Origin of the sequence: Serratia sp. JSRIV001 (assembly GCF_019968745.1) — a bacterium.
GTDB classification, from domain to species: Bacteria; Pseudomonadota; Gammaproteobacteria; order Enterobacterales; family Enterobacteriaceae; genus Chania; species Chania fonticola_B.
The window spans coordinates 4,696,167-4,715,339 of record NZ_CP074147.1 but is presented as its reverse complement, the minus strand read 5'-3'; the positions used below and the strand labels follow the sequence as shown (position 1 = coordinate 4,715,339).

The following is a 19,173-nucleotide window of genomic DNA, read 5'->3' as shown; positions in this document are numbered from 1 at the left end:
AAATGCAGAGTGAGCGGTTGCGATGAGCAACAGGGTTTGACGAATAATGCAAAGCAGCGATTCACAGCAGGCGGTACGCTAAAGTACTCTAGGCGAGATAATCAGTCTGCGCGATCCTTCAAGCGGAACACCACCGTCAGGGAGCGCCCTTTTTCAGGGAGTAGCATGACCATCCGCATAGCGATAAACGGCTTTGGCCGTATTGGCCGCAGCGTTTTACGCGCACTGTACGAATCGGGACGACGCGCCGAAATTTCCGTCGTCGCCATCAACGAACTGGCACATGCCGAGGGGATGGCCCACCTGCTGAAATATGACTCCAGCCACGGCCGCTTTGCCTGGGATGTGCGCCAGGAATGTGACGTGTTGAGCGTGGGGGATGACAGCATCCGGCTGTTACATCAACCCGAGTTGGACCAGTTGCCCTGGGGCGAACTGGGCGTGGATGTGGTGCTGGATTGCAGCGGTGTGTACGGCAGCAGGGCAGATGGCGAAGCTCATCTGGCGGCAGGAGCAAAAAAGGTGCTGTTTGCCCATCCGGGCGGTAACGATCTGGATGCGACCATCGTGTTTGGGGTTAACCACCAAACGCTGCGTGGCGAGCATCGCATCGTGTCCAATGCCTCCTGTACTACCAACTGCATTATTCCGATTATCAAGCTGTTGGACGATGCCTACAGCATTGAGTCAGGCACGGTAACCACCATCCACTCCTCGATGAACGATCAGCCGGTGATAGACGCCTATCATCAGGATTTGCGGCGTACCCGCGCGGCGAGCCAGTCGATTATTCCAGTCGACACCAAGCTGGCAGCGGGCATTACGCGCATCTTCCCGCAGTTTTGCGATCGTTTCGAAGCGATCTCCGTGCGGGTGCCGACGATCAATGTAACGGCCATCGATCTTAGCGTCAGCGTAAGCTCGAAGGTGTTGGTCACAGAGGTAAACCAGCTGTTGCAAAAGGCGGCACAGGGATCATTTCGTGGTATAGTTGACTATACAGAACTACCATTAGTCTCGATTGATTTTAACCATGACCCGCACAGCGCCATCGTTGATGGGACGCAAACCCGGGTCAGCGGACAGCACCTGATCAAGACCTTGGTCTGGTGTGATAACGAATGGGGCTTTGCCAACCGGATGTTGGATACAACACGGGCAATGGCCGCAAGCGGTTTCTAGTAAGGCGCTATCAACGTGGTGTTGATGCGTCGCTCAGGCAACTTTATAGAGAATCAACAAAGAGGGTTCACCATGTCTGTAATTAAGATGTCCGATCTGGATCTGGCGGGTAAACGCGTTCTGATCCGTTCCGATCTGAACGTACCAGTGAAAGACGGCAAAGTGACTTCAGATGCGCGTATCCGTGCCTCCCTGCCAACTATCGAAGCTGCGCTGAAACAAGGCGCCCGCGTGATGGTAACTTCCCACCTGGGTCGTCCTACCGAAGGCGAGTACAACGAAGAGTTCTCCCTGCTGCCAGTGGTCAACTACCTGAAAGAGCATCTGAAATCCCCAGTCCGTCTGGCGAAGGATTATCTGGAAGGCGTTGACGTTGCAGAAGGTGAACTGGTTGTTCTGGAAAACGTTCGCTTCAACAAGGGCGAGAAGAAAGACGACGAAGTGCTGTCCAAGAAATATGCTGCGCTGTGCGACGTGTATGTGATGGACGCCTTTGGTACCGCACACCGTGCGCAGGCTTCTACCCATGGCGTGGGCAAATTTGCTCCGGTTGCCTGTGCAGGCCCGCTGCTGTCTGCGGAACTGGAAGCCCTGGGCAAAGCGCTGGGTAACCCGGCTCGCCCAATGGTGGCTATCGTTGGTGGTTCTAAAGTGTCTACCAAACTGACCGTGCTGGATTCTCTGTCCAAGATCGCCGATCAGCTGATCGTGGGTGGCGGCATCGCTAACACCTTCGTGGCGGCGCAAGGGAATAACGTGGGGCAGTCCCTGTACGAGCCGGATCTGATCCCGAACGCGCAAAAACTGTTGGAAACCTGCGATATTCCGGTGCCAACCGACGTACGCGTAGCGACCGAGTTCTCTGAAACCGCAGTGGCCACGGTGAAGCAGGCCAACGAGATCCAGGACAACGAGCAAATTCTGGATATGGGCGACGTCTCTGCCGAGCGTCTGGCCGTTATCCTGAAAAACGCCAAAACCATTCTGTGGAATGGCCCGGTTGGCGTATTCGAGTTCCCTAACTTCCGTCGGGGCACCGAAATCGTTGCACGCGCTATCGCAGATAGCGAAGCCTTCTCCATTGCAGGCGGCGGCGACACTCTGGCAGCTATCGATCTGTTCGGTATCGCTGACAAAATTTCCTACATCTCTACCGGCGGCGGCGCCTTCCTGGAATTCGTTGAAGGGAAACCACTGCCTGCAGTAGTGATGCTGGAAGAGCGCGCTAAGCAGTAATTCAGATAACGGGGGGCGCAAGCCGCCCGTTTGTTTATGCTCCCCCAGCTTGGCTGTGGGGGTAAAAAATCGCTATTTATCCATCGCTACCACTAGCTTGCAGGTTGTAGCTTGCAAGACGACGGGTATACGGCCAACGAAACAGGACAACGTCTAATGTCTAAAATTTTTGATTTCGTAAAACCAGGTGTCATCACAGGTGATGACGTGCAGAAAGTTTTCGCAGTTGCCAAAGAGAACAACTTTGCACTGCCAGCGGTAAACTGCGTGGGTACCGACTCCATCAACGCAGTGCTGGAAACAGCAGCCAAGGTGCGTGCTCCAGTAATCGTTCAGTTCTCTAACGGCGGTGCTGGCTTTATCGCGGGTAAAGGCATCAAAACTGACGTGCCACAAGGTGCTGCGATCCTGGGCGCAATCTCTGGCGCGCACCACGTGCATCAGATGGCTGAACATTACGGCGTGCCAGTGATCCTGCACACCGACCACTGCGCCAAGAAACTGCTGCCATGGTTAGACGGCCTGTTGGACGCGGGTGAGAAGCACTTCGCGGCGACCGGTAAGCCACTGTTCTCTTCACACATGATCGACCTGTCTGAAGAATCACTGGAAGAAAACATCGAAATTTGCAGCAAGTACCTGACCCGCATGGCGAAGATCGGTATGACCCTGGAAATCGAACTGGGCTGCACCGGCGGTGAAGAAGATGGCGTAGACAACAGCCACATGGACGCTTCTTCCCTGTACACTCAGCCACAAGACGTTGATTACGCGTACGAAAAACTGAACGCTATCAGCCCGCGCTTCACCATCGCTGCCTCTTTCGGCAACGTACACGGTGTTTACAAGCCAGGCAACGTGAAACTGACTCCAACCATTCTGCGTGATTCTCAGGACTATGTTTCCAAGAAACACAACCTGCCGCACAATGCGTTGAACTTCGTATTCCACGGTGGTTCAGGTTCTACCGCAGCAGAAATCAAAGAAGCGGTCAGCTACGGCGTAGTGAAAATGAACATCGATACCGACACCCAGTGGGCAACTTGGGAAGGTATCCTGAACTACTACAAAAAGAACGAAGGCTATCTGCAGGGCCAACTGGGTAACCCAGAAGGTGCCGACAAGCCGAACAAGAAATACTACGATCCACGCGTATGGACTCGTGCTGCCCAGACTTCCATGATCACCCGTCTGGAACTGGCATTCAAAGAACTGAACGCGGTAGACGTGCTGTAATAGCGTCCCTTCGTACAGATTGACGCTAAAAGGCTCCCTCGGGAGCCTTTTTTATGATGAAGCGGGCGCAGCATGCGGCGCCCCTACAGGGTAAGACTCGTGACAATGTATTTGTAGTGGCGAGCATGTTCGACCGTAGGGGCGTTGCATGCTGCGCCCGTTCACCTAATCAGCTACCCAATAACCCCGCCCCGACGTTAATCGACAGCCCCAGGATCAAGATATTGAAGACAAAAGCGATCACCGATTGCAACAGGGTGATTTTACGCACGTCCGCGGTGCCCACTGCCACGTCGGCGGTTTGGGTAGCCACGGCAATGGTGAAGGAGAAATAGGCGAAGTCCCAATAGTTTGGCTCCGTCAGCTTGCCGGGGAACAATAGCGGTAACACCTCCGTATCGGCCCGCTGGTGGTAAAACAGGTGGGCGTAGTGCATGGTGAAGGCCGTGGGTAACAGCAGCCAGGAAACTACTAGTGTGGAGCCGGTCAGGGCCAGGTGCAGCGTTTTCAACGTGCCGCTGACGTGTTTGGCGGTGCTCAATTCAAACAGGATGGCCAGAATGCTCACCACGCAGCCTAAAGTGACCAGCGCCAATACCTGGCTGGCACTCTCGTCCTGCTTGCGTGCCAATTGCCGGGTACGTTGTGGCGTGCAGCCCAGCATCAGGTGCCAAAGGCACAGTAAATAGATCCATGCCATCACGTTCCAACCAATGATCAACCGTTGTAGCCAGAAGAGATGAGCCGGAAGCAGCCCGACACACAGAAGCCCCACGCCTAACGAAATCAATAATCTGGGGCGTACTTGCCAATAGTGTTTAAGCGAGGTGGAAATGGCGATCACGATAAGCTCTCCTTGTCCCGTAAATTCCTTTCTATCATAGTTGAAATCAGGTTAACCCGAGATTTATTCAGGTTATACCCGGTAAAACCGATGGAAAATTTTACCCGTAGTGGTTGGCACTGCGGCAAAATGTTGGTTACCCTTAGCTGTGGTTGGTTTATTGGCCCTGTTTTGCCAGTATATTTTGCTCATTTTCCCCGCACGGGGATGTCAAGTAGGACGTCAGAATGGAAGAACTTAACGTAGTAGAAGGCATTAACAATGCCAGCAGTTGGCTAGTCAACCATCAGGATATGCTGATCCAGTATGCGGTGAATATTGTTGCCGCGATCGTGATTTTCATTATTGGTTCAGTGGTGGCTCGCGTAGTGAGTAATGCACTCAGCCGCGTGATGAAGCTGCGTGGCATCGATGCCACCGTGGCAGATTTCCTGGCTGCGATGGCGCGTTACAGCATCCTGGCGTTTACCTTTATTGCGGTGCTGGGGCGTATTGGTGTTCAGACCACCTCAGTGATTGCCGTGCTGGGTGCCGCTGGCCTGGCTGTGGGTCTGGCACTACAAGGTTCACTTTCCAACTTTGCAGCCGGTGTGCTGCTGGTGGCCTTCCGTCCGCTGCGTGCCGGGGAGTTTGTCGATCTGGGTGGCGTTTCCGGCACGGTAGATCAGGTGCAAATCTTCTCCACTACGCTGCGTACTTCAGATAACAAAACCATTGTGGTGCCGAACGGTAAAATCATCGCGGGCAATATCATCAACTATTCCCGTGAGCCAAACCGCCGCGTGGATATCGTGGTCGGTGTGGCCTATGACGCCGATATCGATCTGGTGAAGAAAGTGTTGGGCGACGTGATCGCGGCAGATAAGCGCATCATGCACGATAAAGGCGTGACGGTTCGCCTCAATGAAATGGCCCCTTCTTCACTGAACTTTGTGACTCGCTCCTGGACCACCAATGCCGAGTACTGGAACGTGTACTTTGATCTGATGGAAAACTTCAAGCGTCAGCTGGATGCTCACCAGATCGGTATTCCATTCCCGCAAATGGACGTGCATGTCCGCCATGTAGCGAAAGCGGCAGAGCAGCCGGAGTCATGATCTGACGTTCCCTCACCTTGTGTGAGGGAACGGATTTCAATCAAACAAACGGGGCTAACGGATCGGCGGCGGCAAAGGCTACTTCACGTTCTGCCTGTGGGGGATAGATCAACTCGTTGGTAATGGAGACTTTGATTTTCTTTCCCTCTTCTTGGGTGAATTTCACCACCTGATCCCAACCTTCGCTGTAAACCGCGCCCCATGCTCCAAGATCCAGACAGGTAACGTAATTCACCTGGCGGTAGGGCAAGGGTTCAATACCGATCAAATCGGCGGCGACGTTATGGCCGACAAAGCGCCCTAACATAATGGCGTGCTGGCAGGTCATCAGGGCATGATTGCCTTGATCGTCAGTACGGGCAAAGGCGACATCGCCGGTCGCATAAACCGCGTTTTGCCCAATCACTCTTAACTGCTGGTCGACGTGCAGCCTGCCTTGCGGATCGCGCTCACCTGGGATTTGCCGGGTTAACGGGCTGGCCTGTACGCCCACGGTTAAAATCACGGTGCTGGAGGCGATATGTTCGCCGTTTTTCAGCGTCAGCCCGCTCTCGTCAATGGCTTTAATCTCGCTATTCAGCCGCCACTCGATACCCAACTCTAGCGAGGCTTGGCTAATCACGTCGCGCAGTTGCTCGCTGTAACGGCCCCCCGCCACCGGGCTGCGATCGACGACAATCACACGAATTGCAGCTGAATCACCGAGGATCGCCCGTAAGCGTGATGGCATTTCGGTGGCCACCTCAATACCGGTAAAGCCGCCGCCACAAACGATGACGGTATTACGTGCGGCGCTCTCAGGCTGCTCGGCCAACGTAGCAAGATGCCGCTCCAGGCGGGCTGCACTCTCCATTTGATCGACGTCGAAGGCGTGCTGCTGTGCTCCAGGCAAGGTATGCGCGATGTGGCTACCGGTCGCCATGATCAGGCGATCGTAACGTACGGCAGTCAGTTGGTCCTGCTCGTTGTGGTACCAAACCTGCTGGCTGGCGCTATCAATCTCACTGGCAACCCCAGCGATAAATTTTACTCCGGTTACTGCGAATAATGGCAGCAGCGGAGCGGCGTAGTTCTCCACCTCGGACTCATAGAAACGGGGGCGAATACGCAGCTCTGCCTGAGGGGACAGCACGGTGATCTCGATATCGTGACGACCATAGAGATCGGTTAATCGTGCAGCGCTCAATGCCGCCCACATCCCTGCAAAACCGGCACCCAGGATAAGAATTTGTTGTTTCATGCAGTCACTCCGCTTTTGTTTCATCTGTAAATTGGCTCAATCTTTAACTACGACTATATTGATCGCAGTTTGTGTCATCAAGCCTTTTACACTCAATCGTTAGTGGTTTTCATTTAATTAAATGAATTTTATTGTTTTTTAATTTTTTCTGGTGTGGTCGGGATGCTGGCGTTGCATCATTGAGGAGAAGAAATTACTATTTAACTCAGAGTTAATCGTGCGGAGAAAACATGGCGTTCTACAGTTCCGGGGTGGAGTATGGCATCCATAGCCTGATGTGTATGGTCGATAGCAAAGGCGAAGGGCGTGAGATGAGCGTGCGCGAAATCGCCGAATTGCAGGGCGTGCCTTATGATTACCTGGCCAAGATATTCACCAAGTTTTCCAAGGCTAAGTTGGTTGAAAGCAGCGAGGGTAAGGGCGGCGGCTTTCGGCTGGCCAAACCGGCCGATCAGATCACCGTACTGGATATCGTGGCGGCTATCGACGGTGAAAAGGCCATCTTCGACTGCAAAGAAATCCGCCAACGCTTGGCCGTCTTTGATGAACCTGCGCCCGACTGGGCCTGTGAAGGCATCTGCGGCGTGCGCCAGGTGATGAATATTGCCCAGCAACGTATGGAAGAGGCGCTATCGCAACATACCGTGCTGGATCTGGTACGGCGGATGCTGAGAAAGGCGCCGGATGTCTTCCCGATCCAGATTGAAGAGTGGATCGATCATCGCCGTAACGATTGAGCATTAGCAATACTGATGCCTGATTAGAAATATCCATTTCCCCTAATAATTTTGTCTTCGTATGATGCGCGTGTTGAACAGCACACGCCGCTTTCCCGGCGCTGATATTGCCAGAAGGAACACCATGTTAGCCATCTATCTGCAAGGCTTTGCCTTGAGCGCCGCGATGATCCTGCCGCTTGGCCCACAAAACGTGTTTGTGATGAACCAGGGGATCCGCCGCCATTATCATCTGATGACCGCCTCGCTGTGCGCGTTGAGCGACATCGTTCTGATTTGCGCCGGTATTTTTGGCGGTAGCGCCTTGCTCAGCAGTTCACCTCTGCTATTGGCGCTGGTGACCTGGGGCGGCGTTGCTTTCCTGCTGTGGTACGGCTGGGGGGCTTTCCGCACCGCGTTTAGCCAACATCTGGAGCTGGCAGCGGCGCAAGAGATGAAGCAAAGCCGCTGGCGCATTGTGGTAACCATGTTGGCTGTCACCTGGCTGAACCCGCATGTGTACCTCGATACCTTTGTGGTGCTTGGCAGCCTGGGAGGGCAACTGACGCCAGACATTCGATCCTGGTTTGCCCTTGGCGCGGTCAGCGCTTCGATCGTCTGGTTCTTTGCCTTGGCATTGCTGGCCTCGTGGCTGGCGCCGTGGCTGAGAACTCAAACGGCACAACGGATTATCAACGTTCTGGTCGGGCTGGTGATGTGGGTCATTGCACTGCAACTGGCGTGGCATGGCGCTAATTTATAGCTTTTTGTCACTAATCCGAATTTAAGAGGCCGTGGGATGTGTTAGCTTTGAAGGTAAGCATTTAGTCATTCAAGGAGACACTGTGAAGCTTAAAGCATTGGCCATGGCCGCAATGATTGGATTAGGCACGTTACCACTGGCGCTGCAGGCAGCAGAAGTACCTGAAGGGCCGCATGTGGTCACTTCCGGTACGGCCAGCGTGGACGCCACCCCGGATATTGCTACGCTGGCGATCGAAGTCAGCGTCTCTGCCAAAGATGCCGCCCAGGCGAAAAAACAGGTTGATGAACGCGTAGCGCAGTATTTTGACTTCCTGCAAAAAAACGGCATTGAAAAGAAAGATATCAATGCGGCCAACCTGCGTACCCAGCCAGAATATGACTACCTGAAAACCGGTGAATCGCAGCTGAAGGGCTACCAGGCCGTGCGCCAGGTGCAGGTAACCTTGCGCCAGTTGGATAAGCTCAACGAGCTGTTGGACGGTGCGCTGAAATCGGGTTTGAACGAAATTCGTGCGGTTGAGCTTGGGGTAGCCAAGCCAGAGGTTTATCGCGAGCAGGCACGTCAGAAAGCGATTGAAAATGCCACTCAGCAAGCCGCTTCGTTGGCGCAGGGCTTTAAGGCCAAGCTGGGGCCGGTGTACAGCATTCGCTATCACGTTGCCAACTACCAGCCGATGCCAGTAGCTCGCATGTTTAAAGCCGCTGCTGCGGCACCTGAAAGCGATGCCGCTCAGACTTACGAGCAGCAAAGCATTCACTTCGACGATCAGGTGGACGTGGTGTTCGAGCTGAAAACCAACGCCGCGCAGTAAGTAATCTCTTGCCTGGGCGCGGCGTCACGCTGCGCCTTTAATCCTGCCTTAACACCTGATGCCCGTGAGACAGCAGCGCATCGGTGACCTTACGCATCATGCGGCTCTCCGGTGCAAAGCGGTGCCAGAACAGCATACGGCGCTGGAACAAGCCCGGAGTCAGGTCGATCAGTTCTCCGCTGGCCAGCTCTCTCTCAATCTGCAAATGCGGGATCATACAGCAGGTGGTGCCTTGCCGTGCCAACTGAACAAACGCCTCTGACGAGTTAACGATATGGCAGGGAACGCTGCCCGGCGAGAGATCGAAGTTCTGCTGTAAAAACGCCTGATGCATATCATCAAGATGATCGAATGCCACCGCTGGTGCCTTCAGCAGGGCGGAACGGGTCACCCCATTGGGGAAATAGCGATCGGCAAAGGCCTTCGACGCGACGAACAGATAGTCCAGCGCACCTAACCGATCGACCAGGCAGCTTGGCAGCGGCTGCGGCTGGATACTGACCGCGCCCACCACTTCCCCCCGGCGCAGACGTTCCTGCGTGCGGGTTTCGTCTTCCACCTGTAAATTCAGGCGCACCGGGGAATCGGCCAGCACCGGTTTTAGCGCCGGTAACAGCCAGGTTGCCAGGCTGTCGGCGTTGACCGCCAGTGACAGCAACAGCGGCGTATCGACCCCATTGTCATTCCCTAACCACTCCTCTTCCAGCAGCTCGACCTGATGCAGCAAGGCCAGCAGTTTTTGACCCTGCTCGGTTGGGCGCGGTGGCACGGTGCGTATCAGTAGCGGTTGGCCGAACAGGTTTTCCAACTGTTTGATGCGCTGGGATACCGCCGATTGGGTGATGCAAAGTTTTTGTGCCGCGCGCTCAAAGCCACGCTCACGGATCACCGCGTCCAGCGCTTGCAGCGTTCTATAGTCTGGGCGTTTCATCGGAGAGAAGATCCCTTTTAGTAAGTTGATTCAGGCACTATGCCACATTTTTGCACTTTCTCAGGTGAAAAAATCCCGCCGCTCTTTTCAGAGCGGGCGTCGTAGGGAGGGGCAGAAATGTGCGTCAGGTTAAATAAGTGTGTTTTAGCCTAAGTTGCCGTCAGTGATTTACCCTATAATACGCACACGTTTTCGTACATAGGCAATGAACACATCATGACTCAGGATGAACTGAAAAAAGCGGTAGGCTGGGCAGCATTGGAATACGTGAAGCCGGGCACTATCGTGGGCGTGGGCACCGGCTCTACTGCGGCTCACTTTATCGATGCGCTGGGTTCGATCAAACACCAGATCGAAGGTGCAGTATCCAGCTCAGACGCGTCGACCGCCAAGCTGAAAAGCCTGGGGATCCATGTTTTCGATAGCAATGAAGTGGATTCGTTGGATATCTACGTTGACGGTGCCGATGAAATCAACGGCCACATGCAGATGATCAAAGGCGGTGGCGCAGCTCTGACCCGCGAGAAGATCATTGCTGCCATTGCTCGTCAGTTTATCTGCATTGTCGATTCCACCAAGCAGGTTGATGTGCTGGGTAAATTCCCGCTGCCGGTAGAAGTGATCCCGATGGCCCGATCCTACGTAGCGCGTGAGTTGGTCAAGCTGGGCGGCCTGCCGGAATACCGCCAGAACGTGTTAACCGATAACGGCAACGTGATCCTGGACGTGCACAACCTGGAAATCCTTGACGCTATCGCGCTGGAAAATAAGATCAACAGTATCGCTGGCGTGGTTACCGTCGGCCTGTTTGCCAACCGTGGCGCGGACGTCGCGTTGGTTGGCACGCCGGATGGCGTAAAAAAAGTGGTCAGATAATCTGGCCATGAAAGCGGCGAGCCTGCTGACAAAGTCTCAGCCGGTTCGCCGCTTTTTACTGGCTTACGGTCCGCCACGCATAATTCTTGTCTTAAAATATCTTTTCTTAAAATGGGCGAATTTGGTGACATATGTCACATTCCGTGAATAACCTCCGTTAAGCTTCTGCCTAAATCTTTCCCAATGGTATTTTCCACCAGAAACCACCGACATCGCTGAGCCTTGTGCTAACGGGCAGGCAATCGTTTGTATTGCCGGGCGCGTTATTTTTGTTATGTTGGAGGGACGTGCTGTTGATTTTGGGTTGCTGCCGGTCTGGCGGTAATGTGAAAGCTATACCCTCTGGATTTCAAGCTGTCGCTTGGAATATGACGGGTATAAAGGGGAAAACAGCCGCTTCTGAAGTCTGCATATAGGGTCGGGTAAATGGCAAAAGTATCATTGGAGAAAGACAGGATTAAGTTCCTGTTGGTAGAAGGGGTTCATCAGAGCACCGTAGATAACCTGCGTGCTGCCGGATATAGCAACATCGAATATCACAAAGGTGCGTTAGACACCGAAGCGCTGAAGGCATCGATCCGTGATGCACACTTCGTGGGTATCCGATCGCGCACGCATCTGTCCGAGGAAGTCTTCGCGGCCGCAGAGAAGCTGGTTGCGGTGGGCTGTTTCTGTATCGGCACCAACCAGGTTGATTTGAAAGCGGCGACCAAACGCGGCATTCCGGTGTTTAACGCGCCTTTCTCCAATACTCGATCCGTGGCCGAAATGGTGCTGGGTGAGCTGCTGTTGATGCTGCGCGGGATCCCAACGGCCAACGCCAAGGCACACCGTGGCCAGTGGCAGAAACTGGCCGTGGGCTCGTATGAAGCACGGGGCAAGAAGCTGGGGATCATCGGCTACGGCCATATCGGTACTCAGCTCGGCATCCTGGCGGAAGGCCTGGGGATGAAAGTGTTCTTCTACGACATCGAGAACAAGCTGCCGCTGGGTAATGCCCAACAGGTGCGTCATCTGTCCGATCTGCTCAATATGAGCGACGTGGTTACGCTGCACGTGCCGGAAACGCTGTCGACCAAGAACATGATCGGCACCGAAGAGCTGGCGCTGATGAAGCCAGGTGCGATCCTGATCAACGCCTCACGTGGCACCGTGGTAGATATCCCGGCACTGTGTAACGCCTTGGCGAGCAACCATCTGGCCGGTGCGGCAATCGACGTGTTCCCGGAAGAGCCGGCAACCAACAGCGATCCGTTCAATTCTCCACTGTGCGAGTTCGATAACGTGTTGTTGACGCCGCATATCGGCGGTTCAACCCAGGAAGCGCAGGAGAACATCGGTGATGAAGTGGCTGGCAAGCTGGCGAAGTATTCCGATAACGGCTCAACGCTATCCGCGGTCAACTTCCCAGAGGTATCGCTGCCAGCTCATGGCCCGAACGCCAGCCGTTTGCTGCATATTCATGAAAACCGCCCAGGCATCCTGACGCAGATTAACCAGATCTTCGCCGAAGAAGGGGTGAACATCGCGGCCCAGTATCTGCAGACCAGCTCGGAAATTGGCTACGTGGTTATCGATATCGAAGCGGAAACCGAACGTGCTGATGCCGCGTTGCAACGTATGAAAGCGATCGAAGGGACCATCCGTGCCCGCTTACTGCTCTAGTCGGTAACCGACGGAAAACATCAAGGCCGGAGCAATCCGGCCTTTTGCTATGTGGAGATTGGCCAGGCCCAGTTTTGTGACGGGGTGATAATCTCTGGCAGAGGGATATCCCATTGCTCCACCGGCAGGGCGCTAACCTGTTGGCAATCGTGCGCAATCCCCAGCGGATAGGGGCCTGCGTGCTGCCAGTTTTGTAAGGTGCGATCGTAAAACCCGCCGCCCATCCCCAGACGTTGCCCTGCCGAATCGAAGGCGACCAGCGGCGTCAATACCACATCCAACAGTGACACAGGTAAGACGTGGCGGACATCGAGCGCTGGCTCAAGGATTTTGAAGCGGTTACTCACCAGCGGCGTTTGCGCAGTGTAATGCAGGAATAACAGGTTGCCAGGGCTGAATGGATGCAAAACGGGCAGATACACCCGTTTACCCAGCTGCCACAGCCGCTCGATCAGCGGGCCTGTATCTAGTTCGCCATCAAAAGAGAGAAACGCCGCAATGTGTCTGGCTGCCTGAATGCGCGGATGTTGCGCAATATTACTGGCCATTTTCTGGGCGAAATCATGCTGTTGCGCGGGCGTTAAGGCACGGCGTCGTTGGCGTATTTCGTTACGGATGAGTTGACGTTGCTGAGCGAACTGAGGTTGCAAAGACATAGTGTGAGATTCGCCAGTAGTGGTGAGTTAACACACTGAAAACGCAGGTGAAGGGATCTCCGAGATGCCGTCGCAGGCTGTAACCCTTGAACCCATGGTTCAAGGTGAACGTGCTGTCACAATCTTAAGGCTTCTCGGACGGGCCGAGCATGCACACCGATCGTGGATCATCACATTCTGTTGGTACTAAATATCGGCTCAGGGGACTGGCCCGCTGGCAAACATCTCAGAGAAATTTTTCACTCATTGCCGGAGCCTTCAACTCCAGCAACTTAAGTTATTCGAATTGTGCATCCTGACGTTCAGAGATGCGACCCTGTTCAAGCAGCGCTTGTTCAATGGTCTGTTGCAGCATACGAATTCGTTGTTCCATATTGGCCGCATAGTCACGCGTTTTCAAGCGTTCTTGAGCAAGTTCGTGACAGACGTTCAATGCCGCGATAAATACGAGTTGCTCTGTATTTGTGACTCTAGTGCGAACTTTAAGATCTTGCAACCGTTGGTTAAGATCTTCTGCTGCCATGTTCAACGCATCTTGTTGTTCTGGCGGGCAATTGACTCTTAACGAGCGGCCAAAAATTTGAATATCTACCGGTTGTGCAGACATGCCACCTTCCTGCCTAAATTTCGCGCCAGCACCGGTCAGCCATTGCCGGGCTGCCGAAGCGGGCGTCACTATATATACCTGGGTACCAAGATTCAACACTTTTTCAGTACCTGGTTGTAATCTACCGCGCCTAACCTTACCAGACAAAAAACGGTTGCAAAATGCGTATTTACCGTACGTTTGCCCGGACTGCGCTGATTATAACTAGCCACTGAGGTGTTGCCTCAACTGGTATACCAACGGACCTTGGTGGTAGCATAACACGAACTTATCCTGCCAACGATGACGAATGCGCATGTCTATACAGAATACATTTCCAAGTTACCAATCTTTGACCGTGGCTCTTAACCAGCAGGCGGTTGCTTTGACCGCAGCCGAGATGCACGGTTTGATCAGTGGCCTGCTGTGCGGTGGCAACCGTGACGCCAGCTGGCAGACGCTGGTGTTTGATCTGACCAACGAAGGCATTGCCTTCCCGCAGGCGTTGAGCCAACCGTTACAGCAGCTGCATGAAATCACTCGTGATACGCTGGAAGATGACGAGTTCATGTTCCAACTGATGATGCCGGAAGGCGAAACCGTCAGCGTGTTTGACCGTGCGGATGCCTTGGCGGGGTGGGTAAACCACTTCCTGTTGGGGCTGGGCATGATGCAACCGAAGCTGGCGCAGGTGAAAGATGAAGTGGGCGAGGCGATCGACGATCTGCGTAATATCGCTCAACTGGGTTATGACGAAGGCGAAGACCAGGAAGAACTGGAACAGTCGCTGGAAGAAGTGGTGGAGTACGTGCGCGTTGCTGCGCTGCTTTGCCATACTGAATTTACCCGCCAGAAACCGACGGCCCCGGAAAATAAACGGCCGACGTTGCACTGACCGGCGGATCCCGCGTCCGTTGGCCGAGAGCGCTGATAACCCCTACTGACTGCGTTCAGCAGGTGGCATAAACCGATTTCAGGAGATGTGATGACCCAGCAGGAATTCCATAAACGCCGTCAGGCTTTGTTGGCACAGATGGCTCCGGCCAGCGCGGCAGTGATATTCGCCGCACCGGAAGCGACGCGTAGTGCAGACTCTGAATATCCTTATCGTCAGAACAGTGATTTCTGGTATCTGACCGGTTTCAACGAGCCGGAAGCGGTGTTGATCCTGGTGAAGAGTGATGAAACTCATAACCACAGCGTGCTGTTCAACCGCGTACGCGATCTGACGGCAGAAATCTGGTTTGGCCGCCGTTTGGGCCAAGACGCGGCTCCGGCCAAGTTGGGGGTAGACCGCGCGCTGGCCTTCGACGAAATCAACGATCAACTGCACCTGCTGCTCAACGGCCTGGACGTGGTGTATCACGCCCAGGGGCAATATGCCTATGCCGATGAAATTCTGTTTGGCGCGCTGGATAAACTGCGTAAAGGCTTCCGTCAGAACCTGGAAGCCCCTGCAACCCTGACGGATTACCGTCCTTGGCTGCATGACATGCGCCTGTTCAAATCGGCAGAAGAAGTTGCTGTTATGCGCCGCGCCGGTGAGATCAGCGCCATGGCGCATACCCGTGCGATGGAAAAGTGCCGCCCGGGTATGTTCGAATATCAGCTCGAAGGGGAGATCCTGCACGAATTTAACCGCTTGGGTGCCCGCTTCCCGTCTTACAACACCATCGTCGGCAGCGGAGAGAATGGCTGCATCCTGCATTACACCGAAAACGAGTGTGAAATGCGTGACGGCGATTTGGTGCTGATTGATGCCGGTTGTGAATATCGTGGTTATGCCGGCGATATTACCCGCACCTTCCCGGTTAACGGCAAGTTCAGCAAGCCGCAGCGTGAGGTATATGACATCGTGCTGGCGTCGATCAACAAGGCGCTGGAAATGTTTAAACCGGGTATCAGCATTCGCGAAGTGAACGATCAGGTCGTTCGCATCATGATCGCCGGGTTGGTTGAGCTGGGCGTGATGAAGGGCGATGTGGAACAGCTGTTTGCCGAGCAGGCACACCGCCAGTTCTTTATGCACGGCCTGAGCCATTGGTTGGGGCTGGATGTGCATGACGTGGGCCACTATGGCTCAGCGAGCCGCGATCGCGTGCTGGAGCCAGGTATGGTGTTGACGGTAGAACCTGGCCTGTACATCGCACCGGATGCCGATGTGCCGCAGGAGTATCGCGGTATCGGTATCCGCATTGAAGATGACATCCTGATCACCCAAGACGGCAATGAGAACTTGACCGCCAGCGTGGTGAAGGATGCCGACGCAATTGAGGCTTTGATGGCGGCGGCCAGATAACATGAGCGTAATCATTGTGGGCGGTGGGATGGCTGGCGCTACGTTGGCACTGGCGATTTCATCACTGACTCAGGGCAAGGTGGCCGTCGAGCTGGTGGAGGCTACTCGGCCGGACGATCGTGCGCATCCTGGCTTTGATGCACGGGCTATCGCTCTGGCGCAGGGAACCTGCCAACAGCTGGCGCGTATCGGCGTTTGGGCTGCCTTGCGGGACTGTGCCACGGCAATCACTCACGTCCACGTTAGCGATCGCGGGCATGCCGGTTTTGTGAACCTGCACGCGCGGGACTATCAGGTGGAGGCATTGGGGCAGGTGATTGAACTGCACGATGCCGGGCAGCGGTTGTTTGCGTTGCTGGCGAAAGCCCCTGGGGTCACTCTGCATTGCCCGGCCAAAGTGGTCGATGTGCTGCGCACCGCCGATCGTGCTGAAGTGCAGTTGGATAATGGGCAGCGCCTGACGGGCCAGTTGCTGGTGGCGGCAGACGGTTCACGTTCGGCGCTGGCGCAGGCCTGCAATATCCAGTGGCAGCAGAGTGATTACCCGCAGTTTGCCACCATTGCCAACGTTTCAACGGCCGAGGCTCCGCAAGGGCGGGCGTTTGAACGTTTCACCCGCTACGGGCCGTTGGCGCTGTTGCCGATGTCTGGCGGGCGTAGCTCGCTGGTGTGGTGCCACGCACGGGAAACTCGTCAGCAGGTCGATAGCTGGAGTGATGAGCGTTTTCTCAGTGAGCTGCAACAGGCCTTCGGCTGGCGGCTGGGCAAGATGCTGAAGGCGGGTAAGCGCCACAGCTACCCTCTTAGCCTGCTGAGGGCCAATCAGCACGTTAGCCACCGCCTCGCGCTGGTTGGCAACGCGGCACAAACGCTGCATCCGATCGCCGGGCAGGGATTCAACCTGGGCTTGCGAGACGTGATGTCGCTGGCGGAAACCCTGGCAGAAGCCACGCAGACTGGCACCGATCTGGGGGCCTATGCGCTATTGAGCCAGTATCAGCAACGTCGGCAACAGGATCAGCAGGCGACCATCGGCGTCACCGACGGTTTGATACGCCTGTTTGCCAATAGCTACGCACCGCTGGTTGCCGGGCGTAATCTGGGGCTGATGGCAATGGAGCAGCTACCGGCCATGCGCGATGCTTTTGCCAAACGCACGTTAGGCTGGGTTGAACGCTAATTTTTCCCTTAGCTATGTTGCTGAAGTCGGCCAGAATGTTGACTGTTGTCACCGTACCAACTCCCCCTCCTTTGGGAGAGGGTTGGGCCGAAGTTGGGATGAACACTAATTTTTGCCCTACCTGCCTTGCCGAAGTGGGGCAATATTTTGATAAAAGTCACCAAATCAGCTCCCTCTCCCTGTGGGAGAGGGTTGGGGTGAGGGGCAAATTTAAGGAACTCAAGCAGCATGCAATCATTTGATGTGATTATCGCCGGTGGCGGTATGGTGGGATTGGCACTGGCCTGCGGTTTGCAGGGCAGCGGCCTGCGCGTAGCGGTGCTGGAACAACGGCAGCCGGAATTATCGCCGCTGCCAGAACAACCCGCGTTGCGTGTATCTGCCATTAACGCCGCCAGCGAGCGCTTGCTGCAAAGCATTGGCGTGTGGGATGAGATCCGCAACCTGCGCGCCAGCCCGTATAACGCGATGGAAGTCTGGGATCGTGACAGCTTCGGCAAGATCGCGTTTCGCGGCGACGAATGTGGTTTCAGCCACCTCGGCCATATCATTGAAAACGAGGTGATCCAGCAGGCTCTGTGGCATAAGGCGGCCACCTTGGCCGACGTAACGCTGCTCGCTCCGGCCGCGCTGAAACAGGTGGCATGGGGGGAAAACGACGCCTTCGTCACGTTGGAAGATGGCCGCATGTTAACCGCCCGGTTGGTGATCGGTGCCGATGGAGCCAACTCCTGGCTGCGCCAACACGCCGATATCCCGCTGACCTTCTGGGACTACCGCCACAGCGCGCTGGTGGCCACCATTCGCACCGAAGAGCCCCATCTGGCTACGGCGCGTCAGGTATTTCATGGCGAAGGGATCCTGGCCTTCCTGCCGTTTAGCGATCCACATTTGAGTTCGATCGTCTGGTCGGTTGCGCCAGAAGAAGCTGAACGGCTGCAACAGCTGGAACCTGAAGCCTTTAACCGCGAACTGGCGATGACCTTCGATATGCGTTTGGGCAACTGCCAGCTTGAAAGCGAGCGGCTGACCTTCCCGCTTACCGGGCGATACGCTCGCAGCTTTGCCGCCCATCGTCTGGCGCTGGTGGGGGATGCGGCACATACCGTGCATCCGCTGGCTGGGCAGGGCGTAAACCTGGGCTTTATGGACGCCGCCGAGCTGATATCCGAGCTGAAACGCTTGCAACGTCAGGGCAAGGATATCGGTCAACACCTGTATCTGCGCCGTTATGAGCGCCGCCGCAAGCACGGTGCCGCAGTGATGCTGGCGAGTATGCAAGGGTTCCGCGAACTGTTTGCAGGCCATAACCCGGCGAAAAAACTGCTGCGTGACGTGGGCTTAAGGCTGGCCGACAGCCTGCCGGGCGTGAAGCCGAAGCTGGTGCGTCAGGCCATGGGGCTTAACGATCTGCCGGACTGGCTCGCCTAGTCAGCTTGGGGCTGACAAACCTCACTATGGGGCGCGGCATACTGCGCCCGCTAATCTGCATGTTTACCCGTCATCGATTTCTCTTATACCTCCCTTCGTTTGAGAAATTCTAATTTCAGGCAGAATTTATCATTACTTTTTCTAATTCCATGGTCGGTTATCAAAAACCGAAAATCTCTATCCCAGCCTCTGTTTGTTATATAACTTCGGATTTTTGCCGCTTTAATTGTTAATTTTGTGCCTCAAAGCGCATTTTTCCAGTGAAAAACTCTGCAAACTAACGCGGCATTTTACCGACCCTGAACCCGGTCGAGCCTATTTTAACTTATGGTTAATAGGGGCGTTCGGTGTTAACGTCAGGGCAAAGGTATCGTTTGCGTCGTTGACCATTGGCGAGGCAATTTGTGTTGAGCAGCCAGCG

18 protein-coding genes and 1 other RNA gene are annotated in these 19,173 nt (G+C 54.9%); 13 read left to right on the top strand and 6 right to left on the bottom strand.

The window, feature by feature from the left end; genetic code table 11:
* Window positions 1–165: 165 nt before the first annotated feature.
* The 3 genes from epd to fbaA all read left to right on the top strand — a co-directional run bounded on the left by epd (window position 166) and on the right by fbaA (window position 3,654).
* Window positions 166–1,182, top strand: coding sequence for an erythrose-4-phosphate dehydrogenase (epd, locus tag KGP17_RS21845; protein WP_021806218.1), 1,017 nt, complete (start codon window positions 166–168; stop codon window positions 1,180–1,182).
* A 72-nt stretch (window positions 1,183–1,254) separates the two neighbouring features.
* A complete protein-coding gene (gene pgk / locus KGP17_RS21840) occupies window positions 1,255–2,418 on the top strand; it encodes a phosphoglycerate kinase (protein WP_024485678.1) in 1,164 nt (387 codons plus the stop codon).
* Window positions 2,419–2,574: 156 nt separating this feature from the next.
* Window positions 2,575–3,654, top strand: coding sequence for a class II fructose-bisphosphate aldolase (gene fbaA / locus KGP17_RS21835; RefSeq protein ID WP_021179781.1), 1,080 nt, complete (start codon window positions 2,575–2,577; stop codon window positions 3,652–3,654).
* A gap of 169 nt (window positions 3,655–3,823) precedes the next feature.
* Here fbaA and KGP17_RS21830 read toward each other — a convergent pair whose 3' ends face one another.
* Entirely contained in the window at window positions 3,824–4,495 is a 672-nt protein-coding gene (locus KGP17_RS21830) for a DUF1345 domain-containing protein (protein WP_223499705.1), read from the bottom strand.
* Window positions 4,496–4,725: 230 nt separating this feature from the next.
* Here KGP17_RS21830 and mscS point away from each other — a divergent pair, with 230 nt between their 5' ends.
* The gene (gene mscS, locus KGP17_RS21825) at window positions 4,726–5,595 is read left to right on the top strand and encodes a small-conductance mechanosensitive channel MscS (protein ID WP_059201699.1); all 870 of its coding nucleotides are present in this window, start codon (window positions 4,726–4,728) and stop codon (window positions 5,593–5,595) included.
* Window positions 5,596–5,635: 40 nt separating this feature from the next.
* Here mscS and KGP17_RS21820 read toward each other — a convergent pair whose 3' ends face one another.
* Window positions 5,636–6,835, bottom strand: coding sequence for an NAD(P)/FAD-dependent oxidoreductase (locus KGP17_RS21820; RefSeq protein WP_223498308.1), 1,200 nt, complete (start codon window positions 6,833–6,835; stop codon window positions 5,636–5,638).
* Window positions 6,836–7,065: 230 nt separating this feature from the next.
* Here KGP17_RS21820 and KGP17_RS21815 point away from each other — a divergent pair, with 230 nt between their 5' ends.
* The 3 genes from KGP17_RS21815 (at window position 7,066) to KGP17_RS21805 (ending at window position 9,128) form a co-directional block, all read left to right on the top strand.
* Window positions 7,066–7,572, top strand: a complete 507-nt coding sequence (locus tag KGP17_RS21815; RefSeq protein WP_021806214.1) for an Rrf2 family transcriptional regulator — start codon at window positions 7,066–7,068, stop codon at window positions 7,570–7,572.
* A 124-nt stretch (window positions 7,573–7,696) separates the two neighbouring features.
* Window positions 7,697–8,314 (top strand): arginine exporter ArgO, encoded by a 618-nt coding sequence (gene argO / locus KGP17_RS21810; protein WP_223498307.1) that lies wholly within the window; start codon window positions 7,697–7,699, stop codon window positions 8,312–8,314.
* Window positions 8,315–8,396: 82 nt separating this feature from the next.
* Complete coding sequence (locus KGP17_RS21805) at window positions 8,397–9,128, top strand: oxidative stress defense protein (RefSeq protein ID WP_021179787.1); 732 nt, start codon at window positions 8,397–8,399, stop codon at window positions 9,126–9,128.
* A gap of 37 nt (window positions 9,129–9,165) precedes the next feature.
* On the opposite strand, the gene KGP17_RS21800 is transcribed toward KGP17_RS21805, so the two are convergent.
* Window positions 9,166–10,059 (bottom strand): LysR family transcriptional regulator ArgP, encoded by an 894-nt coding sequence (locus KGP17_RS21800; RefSeq protein WP_223498306.1) that lies wholly within the window; start codon window positions 10,057–10,059, stop codon window positions 9,166–9,168.
* 216 nt (window positions 10,060–10,275) lie between these two features.
* On the opposite strand from KGP17_RS21800, the gene rpiA reads away from it, so the two are divergent.
* Together rpiA and serA are read left to right on the top strand one after the other, a co-directional pair.
* Window positions 10,276–10,935 carry a ribose-5-phosphate isomerase RpiA gene (gene rpiA / locus KGP17_RS21795; RefSeq protein ID WP_037375716.1) on the top strand — a complete coding sequence of 220 codons (660 nt, stop codon included), beginning with the start codon at window positions 10,276–10,278 and terminating at the stop codon, window positions 10,933–10,935.
* Between the two features lie 426 nt (window positions 10,936–11,361).
* Window positions 11,362–12,600 (top strand): phosphoglycerate dehydrogenase, encoded by a 1,239-nt coding sequence (gene serA / locus KGP17_RS21790; protein ID WP_071681936.1) that lies wholly within the window; start codon window positions 11,362–11,364, stop codon window positions 12,598–12,600.
* Window positions 12,601–12,647: 47 nt separating this feature from the next.
* Here the strand turns inward: serA and KGP17_RS21785 are convergent, their stop codons facing one another.
* From KGP17_RS21785 to zapA, 3 genes are all read right to left on the bottom strand, one after another.
* The gene (locus tag KGP17_RS21785) at window positions 12,648–13,256 is read right to left on the bottom strand and encodes a 5-formyltetrahydrofolate cyclo-ligase (protein WP_223498305.1); all 609 of its coding nucleotides are present in this window, start codon (window positions 13,254–13,256) and stop codon (window positions 12,648–12,650) included.
* Window positions 13,257–13,308: 52 nt separating this feature from the next.
* A non-coding RNA gene (gene ssrS / locus KGP17_RS21780) (6S RNA) lies at window positions 13,309–13,492 on the bottom strand.
* Window positions 13,493–13,533: 41 nt separating this feature from the next.
* Complete coding sequence (gene zapA / locus KGP17_RS21775) at window positions 13,534–13,863, bottom strand: cell division protein ZapA (protein WP_021179791.1); 330 nt, start codon at window positions 13,861–13,863, stop codon at window positions 13,534–13,536.
* A 295-nt stretch (window positions 13,864–14,158) separates the two neighbouring features.
* Between zapA and KGP17_RS21770 the strand changes: the two genes are divergently transcribed.
* The 4 genes from KGP17_RS21770 to ubiI all read left to right on the top strand — a co-directional run bounded on the left by KGP17_RS21770 (window position 14,159) and on the right by ubiI (window position 18,752).
* Window positions 14,159–14,737 carry a YecA family protein gene (locus tag KGP17_RS21770; RefSeq protein ID WP_024486381.1) on the top strand — a complete coding sequence of 193 codons (579 nt, stop codon included), beginning with the start codon at window positions 14,159–14,161 and terminating at the stop codon, window positions 14,735–14,737.
* A gap of 90 nt (window positions 14,738–14,827) precedes the next feature.
* On the top strand, window positions 14,828–16,141 hold the full coding sequence (pepP, locus tag KGP17_RS21765; protein ID WP_021806207.1) for a Xaa-Pro aminopeptidase: 1,314 nt from the start codon (window positions 14,828–14,830) through the stop codon (window positions 16,139–16,141).
* Between the two features lies 1 nt (window position 16,142).
* Window positions 16,143–17,321: a 2-octaprenyl-6-methoxyphenyl hydroxylase gene (gene ubiH, locus KGP17_RS21760; protein ID WP_223498304.1), complete on the top strand. Its 1,179-nt coding sequence runs from the start codon at window positions 16,143–16,145 to the stop codon at window positions 17,319–17,321.
* 228 nt (window positions 17,322–17,549) lie between these two features.
* The gene (ubiI, locus tag KGP17_RS21755) at window positions 17,550–18,752 is read left to right on the top strand and encodes an FAD-dependent 2-octaprenylphenol hydroxylase (RefSeq protein WP_059201695.1); all 1,203 of its coding nucleotides are present in this window, start codon (window positions 17,550–17,552) and stop codon (window positions 18,750–18,752) included.
* Window positions 18,753–19,173: the final 421 nt, after the last annotated feature.

Bases quoted from the DNA above. Each gene is read 5' to 3' on its own strand.
- pepP (WP_021806207.1), top strand. From the start codon at position 14,828: ATGACCCAGCAGGAATTCCATAAACGCCGTCAGGCTTTGTTGGCACAG.
- KGP17_RS21770 (WP_024486381.1), top strand. From the start codon at position 14,159: ATGTCTATACAGAATACATTTCCAAGTTACCAATCTTTGACCGTGGCT.
- serA (WP_071681936.1), top strand. From the start codon at position 11,362: ATGGCAAAAGTATCATTGGAGAAAGACAGGATTAAGTTCCTGTTGGTA.
- fbaA (WP_021179781.1), top strand. From the start codon at position 2,575: ATGTCTAAAATTTTTGATTTCGTAAAACCAGGTGTCATCACAGGTGAT.
- pgk (WP_024485678.1), top strand. From the start codon at position 1,255: ATGTCTGTAATTAAGATGTCCGATCTGGATCTGGCGGGTAAACGCGTT.
- KGP17_RS21785 (WP_223498305.1), bottom strand. From the start codon at position 13,256: ATGTCTTTGCAACCTCAGTTCGCTCAGCAACGTCAACTCATCCGTAAC.
- argO (WP_223498307.1), top strand. From the start codon at position 7,697: ATGTTAGCCATCTATCTGCAAGGCTTTGCCTTGAGCGCCGCGATGATC.
- zapA (WP_021179791.1), bottom strand. From the start codon at position 13,863: ATGTCTGCACAACCGGTAGATATTCAAATTTTTGGCCGCTCGTTAAGA.
- mscS (WP_059201699.1), top strand. From the start codon at position 4,726: ATGGAAGAACTTAACGTAGTAGAAGGCATTAACAATGCCAGCAGTTGG.
- KGP17_RS21820 (WP_223498308.1), bottom strand. From the start codon at position 6,835: ATGAAACAACAAATTCTTATCCTGGGTGCCGGTTTTGCAGGGATGTGG.
- KGP17_RS21800 (WP_223498306.1), bottom strand. From the start codon at position 10,059: ATGAAACGCCCAGACTATAGAACGCTGCAAGCGCTGGACGCGGTGATC.
- ubiI (WP_059201695.1), top strand. From the start codon at position 17,550: ATGCAATCATTTGATGTGATTATCGCCGGTGGCGGTATGGTGGGATTG.
- KGP17_RS21815 (WP_021806214.1), top strand. From the start codon at position 7,066: ATGGCGTTCTACAGTTCCGGGGTGGAGTATGGCATCCATAGCCTGATG.
- rpiA (WP_037375716.1), top strand. From the start codon at position 10,276: ATGACTCAGGATGAACTGAAAAAAGCGGTAGGCTGGGCAGCATTGGAA.
- ubiH (WP_223498304.1), top strand. From the start codon at position 16,143: ATGAGCGTAATCATTGTGGGCGGTGGGATGGCTGGCGCTACGTTGGCA.
- epd (WP_021806218.1), top strand. From the start codon at position 166: ATGACCATCCGCATAGCGATAAACGGCTTTGGCCGTATTGGCCGCAGC.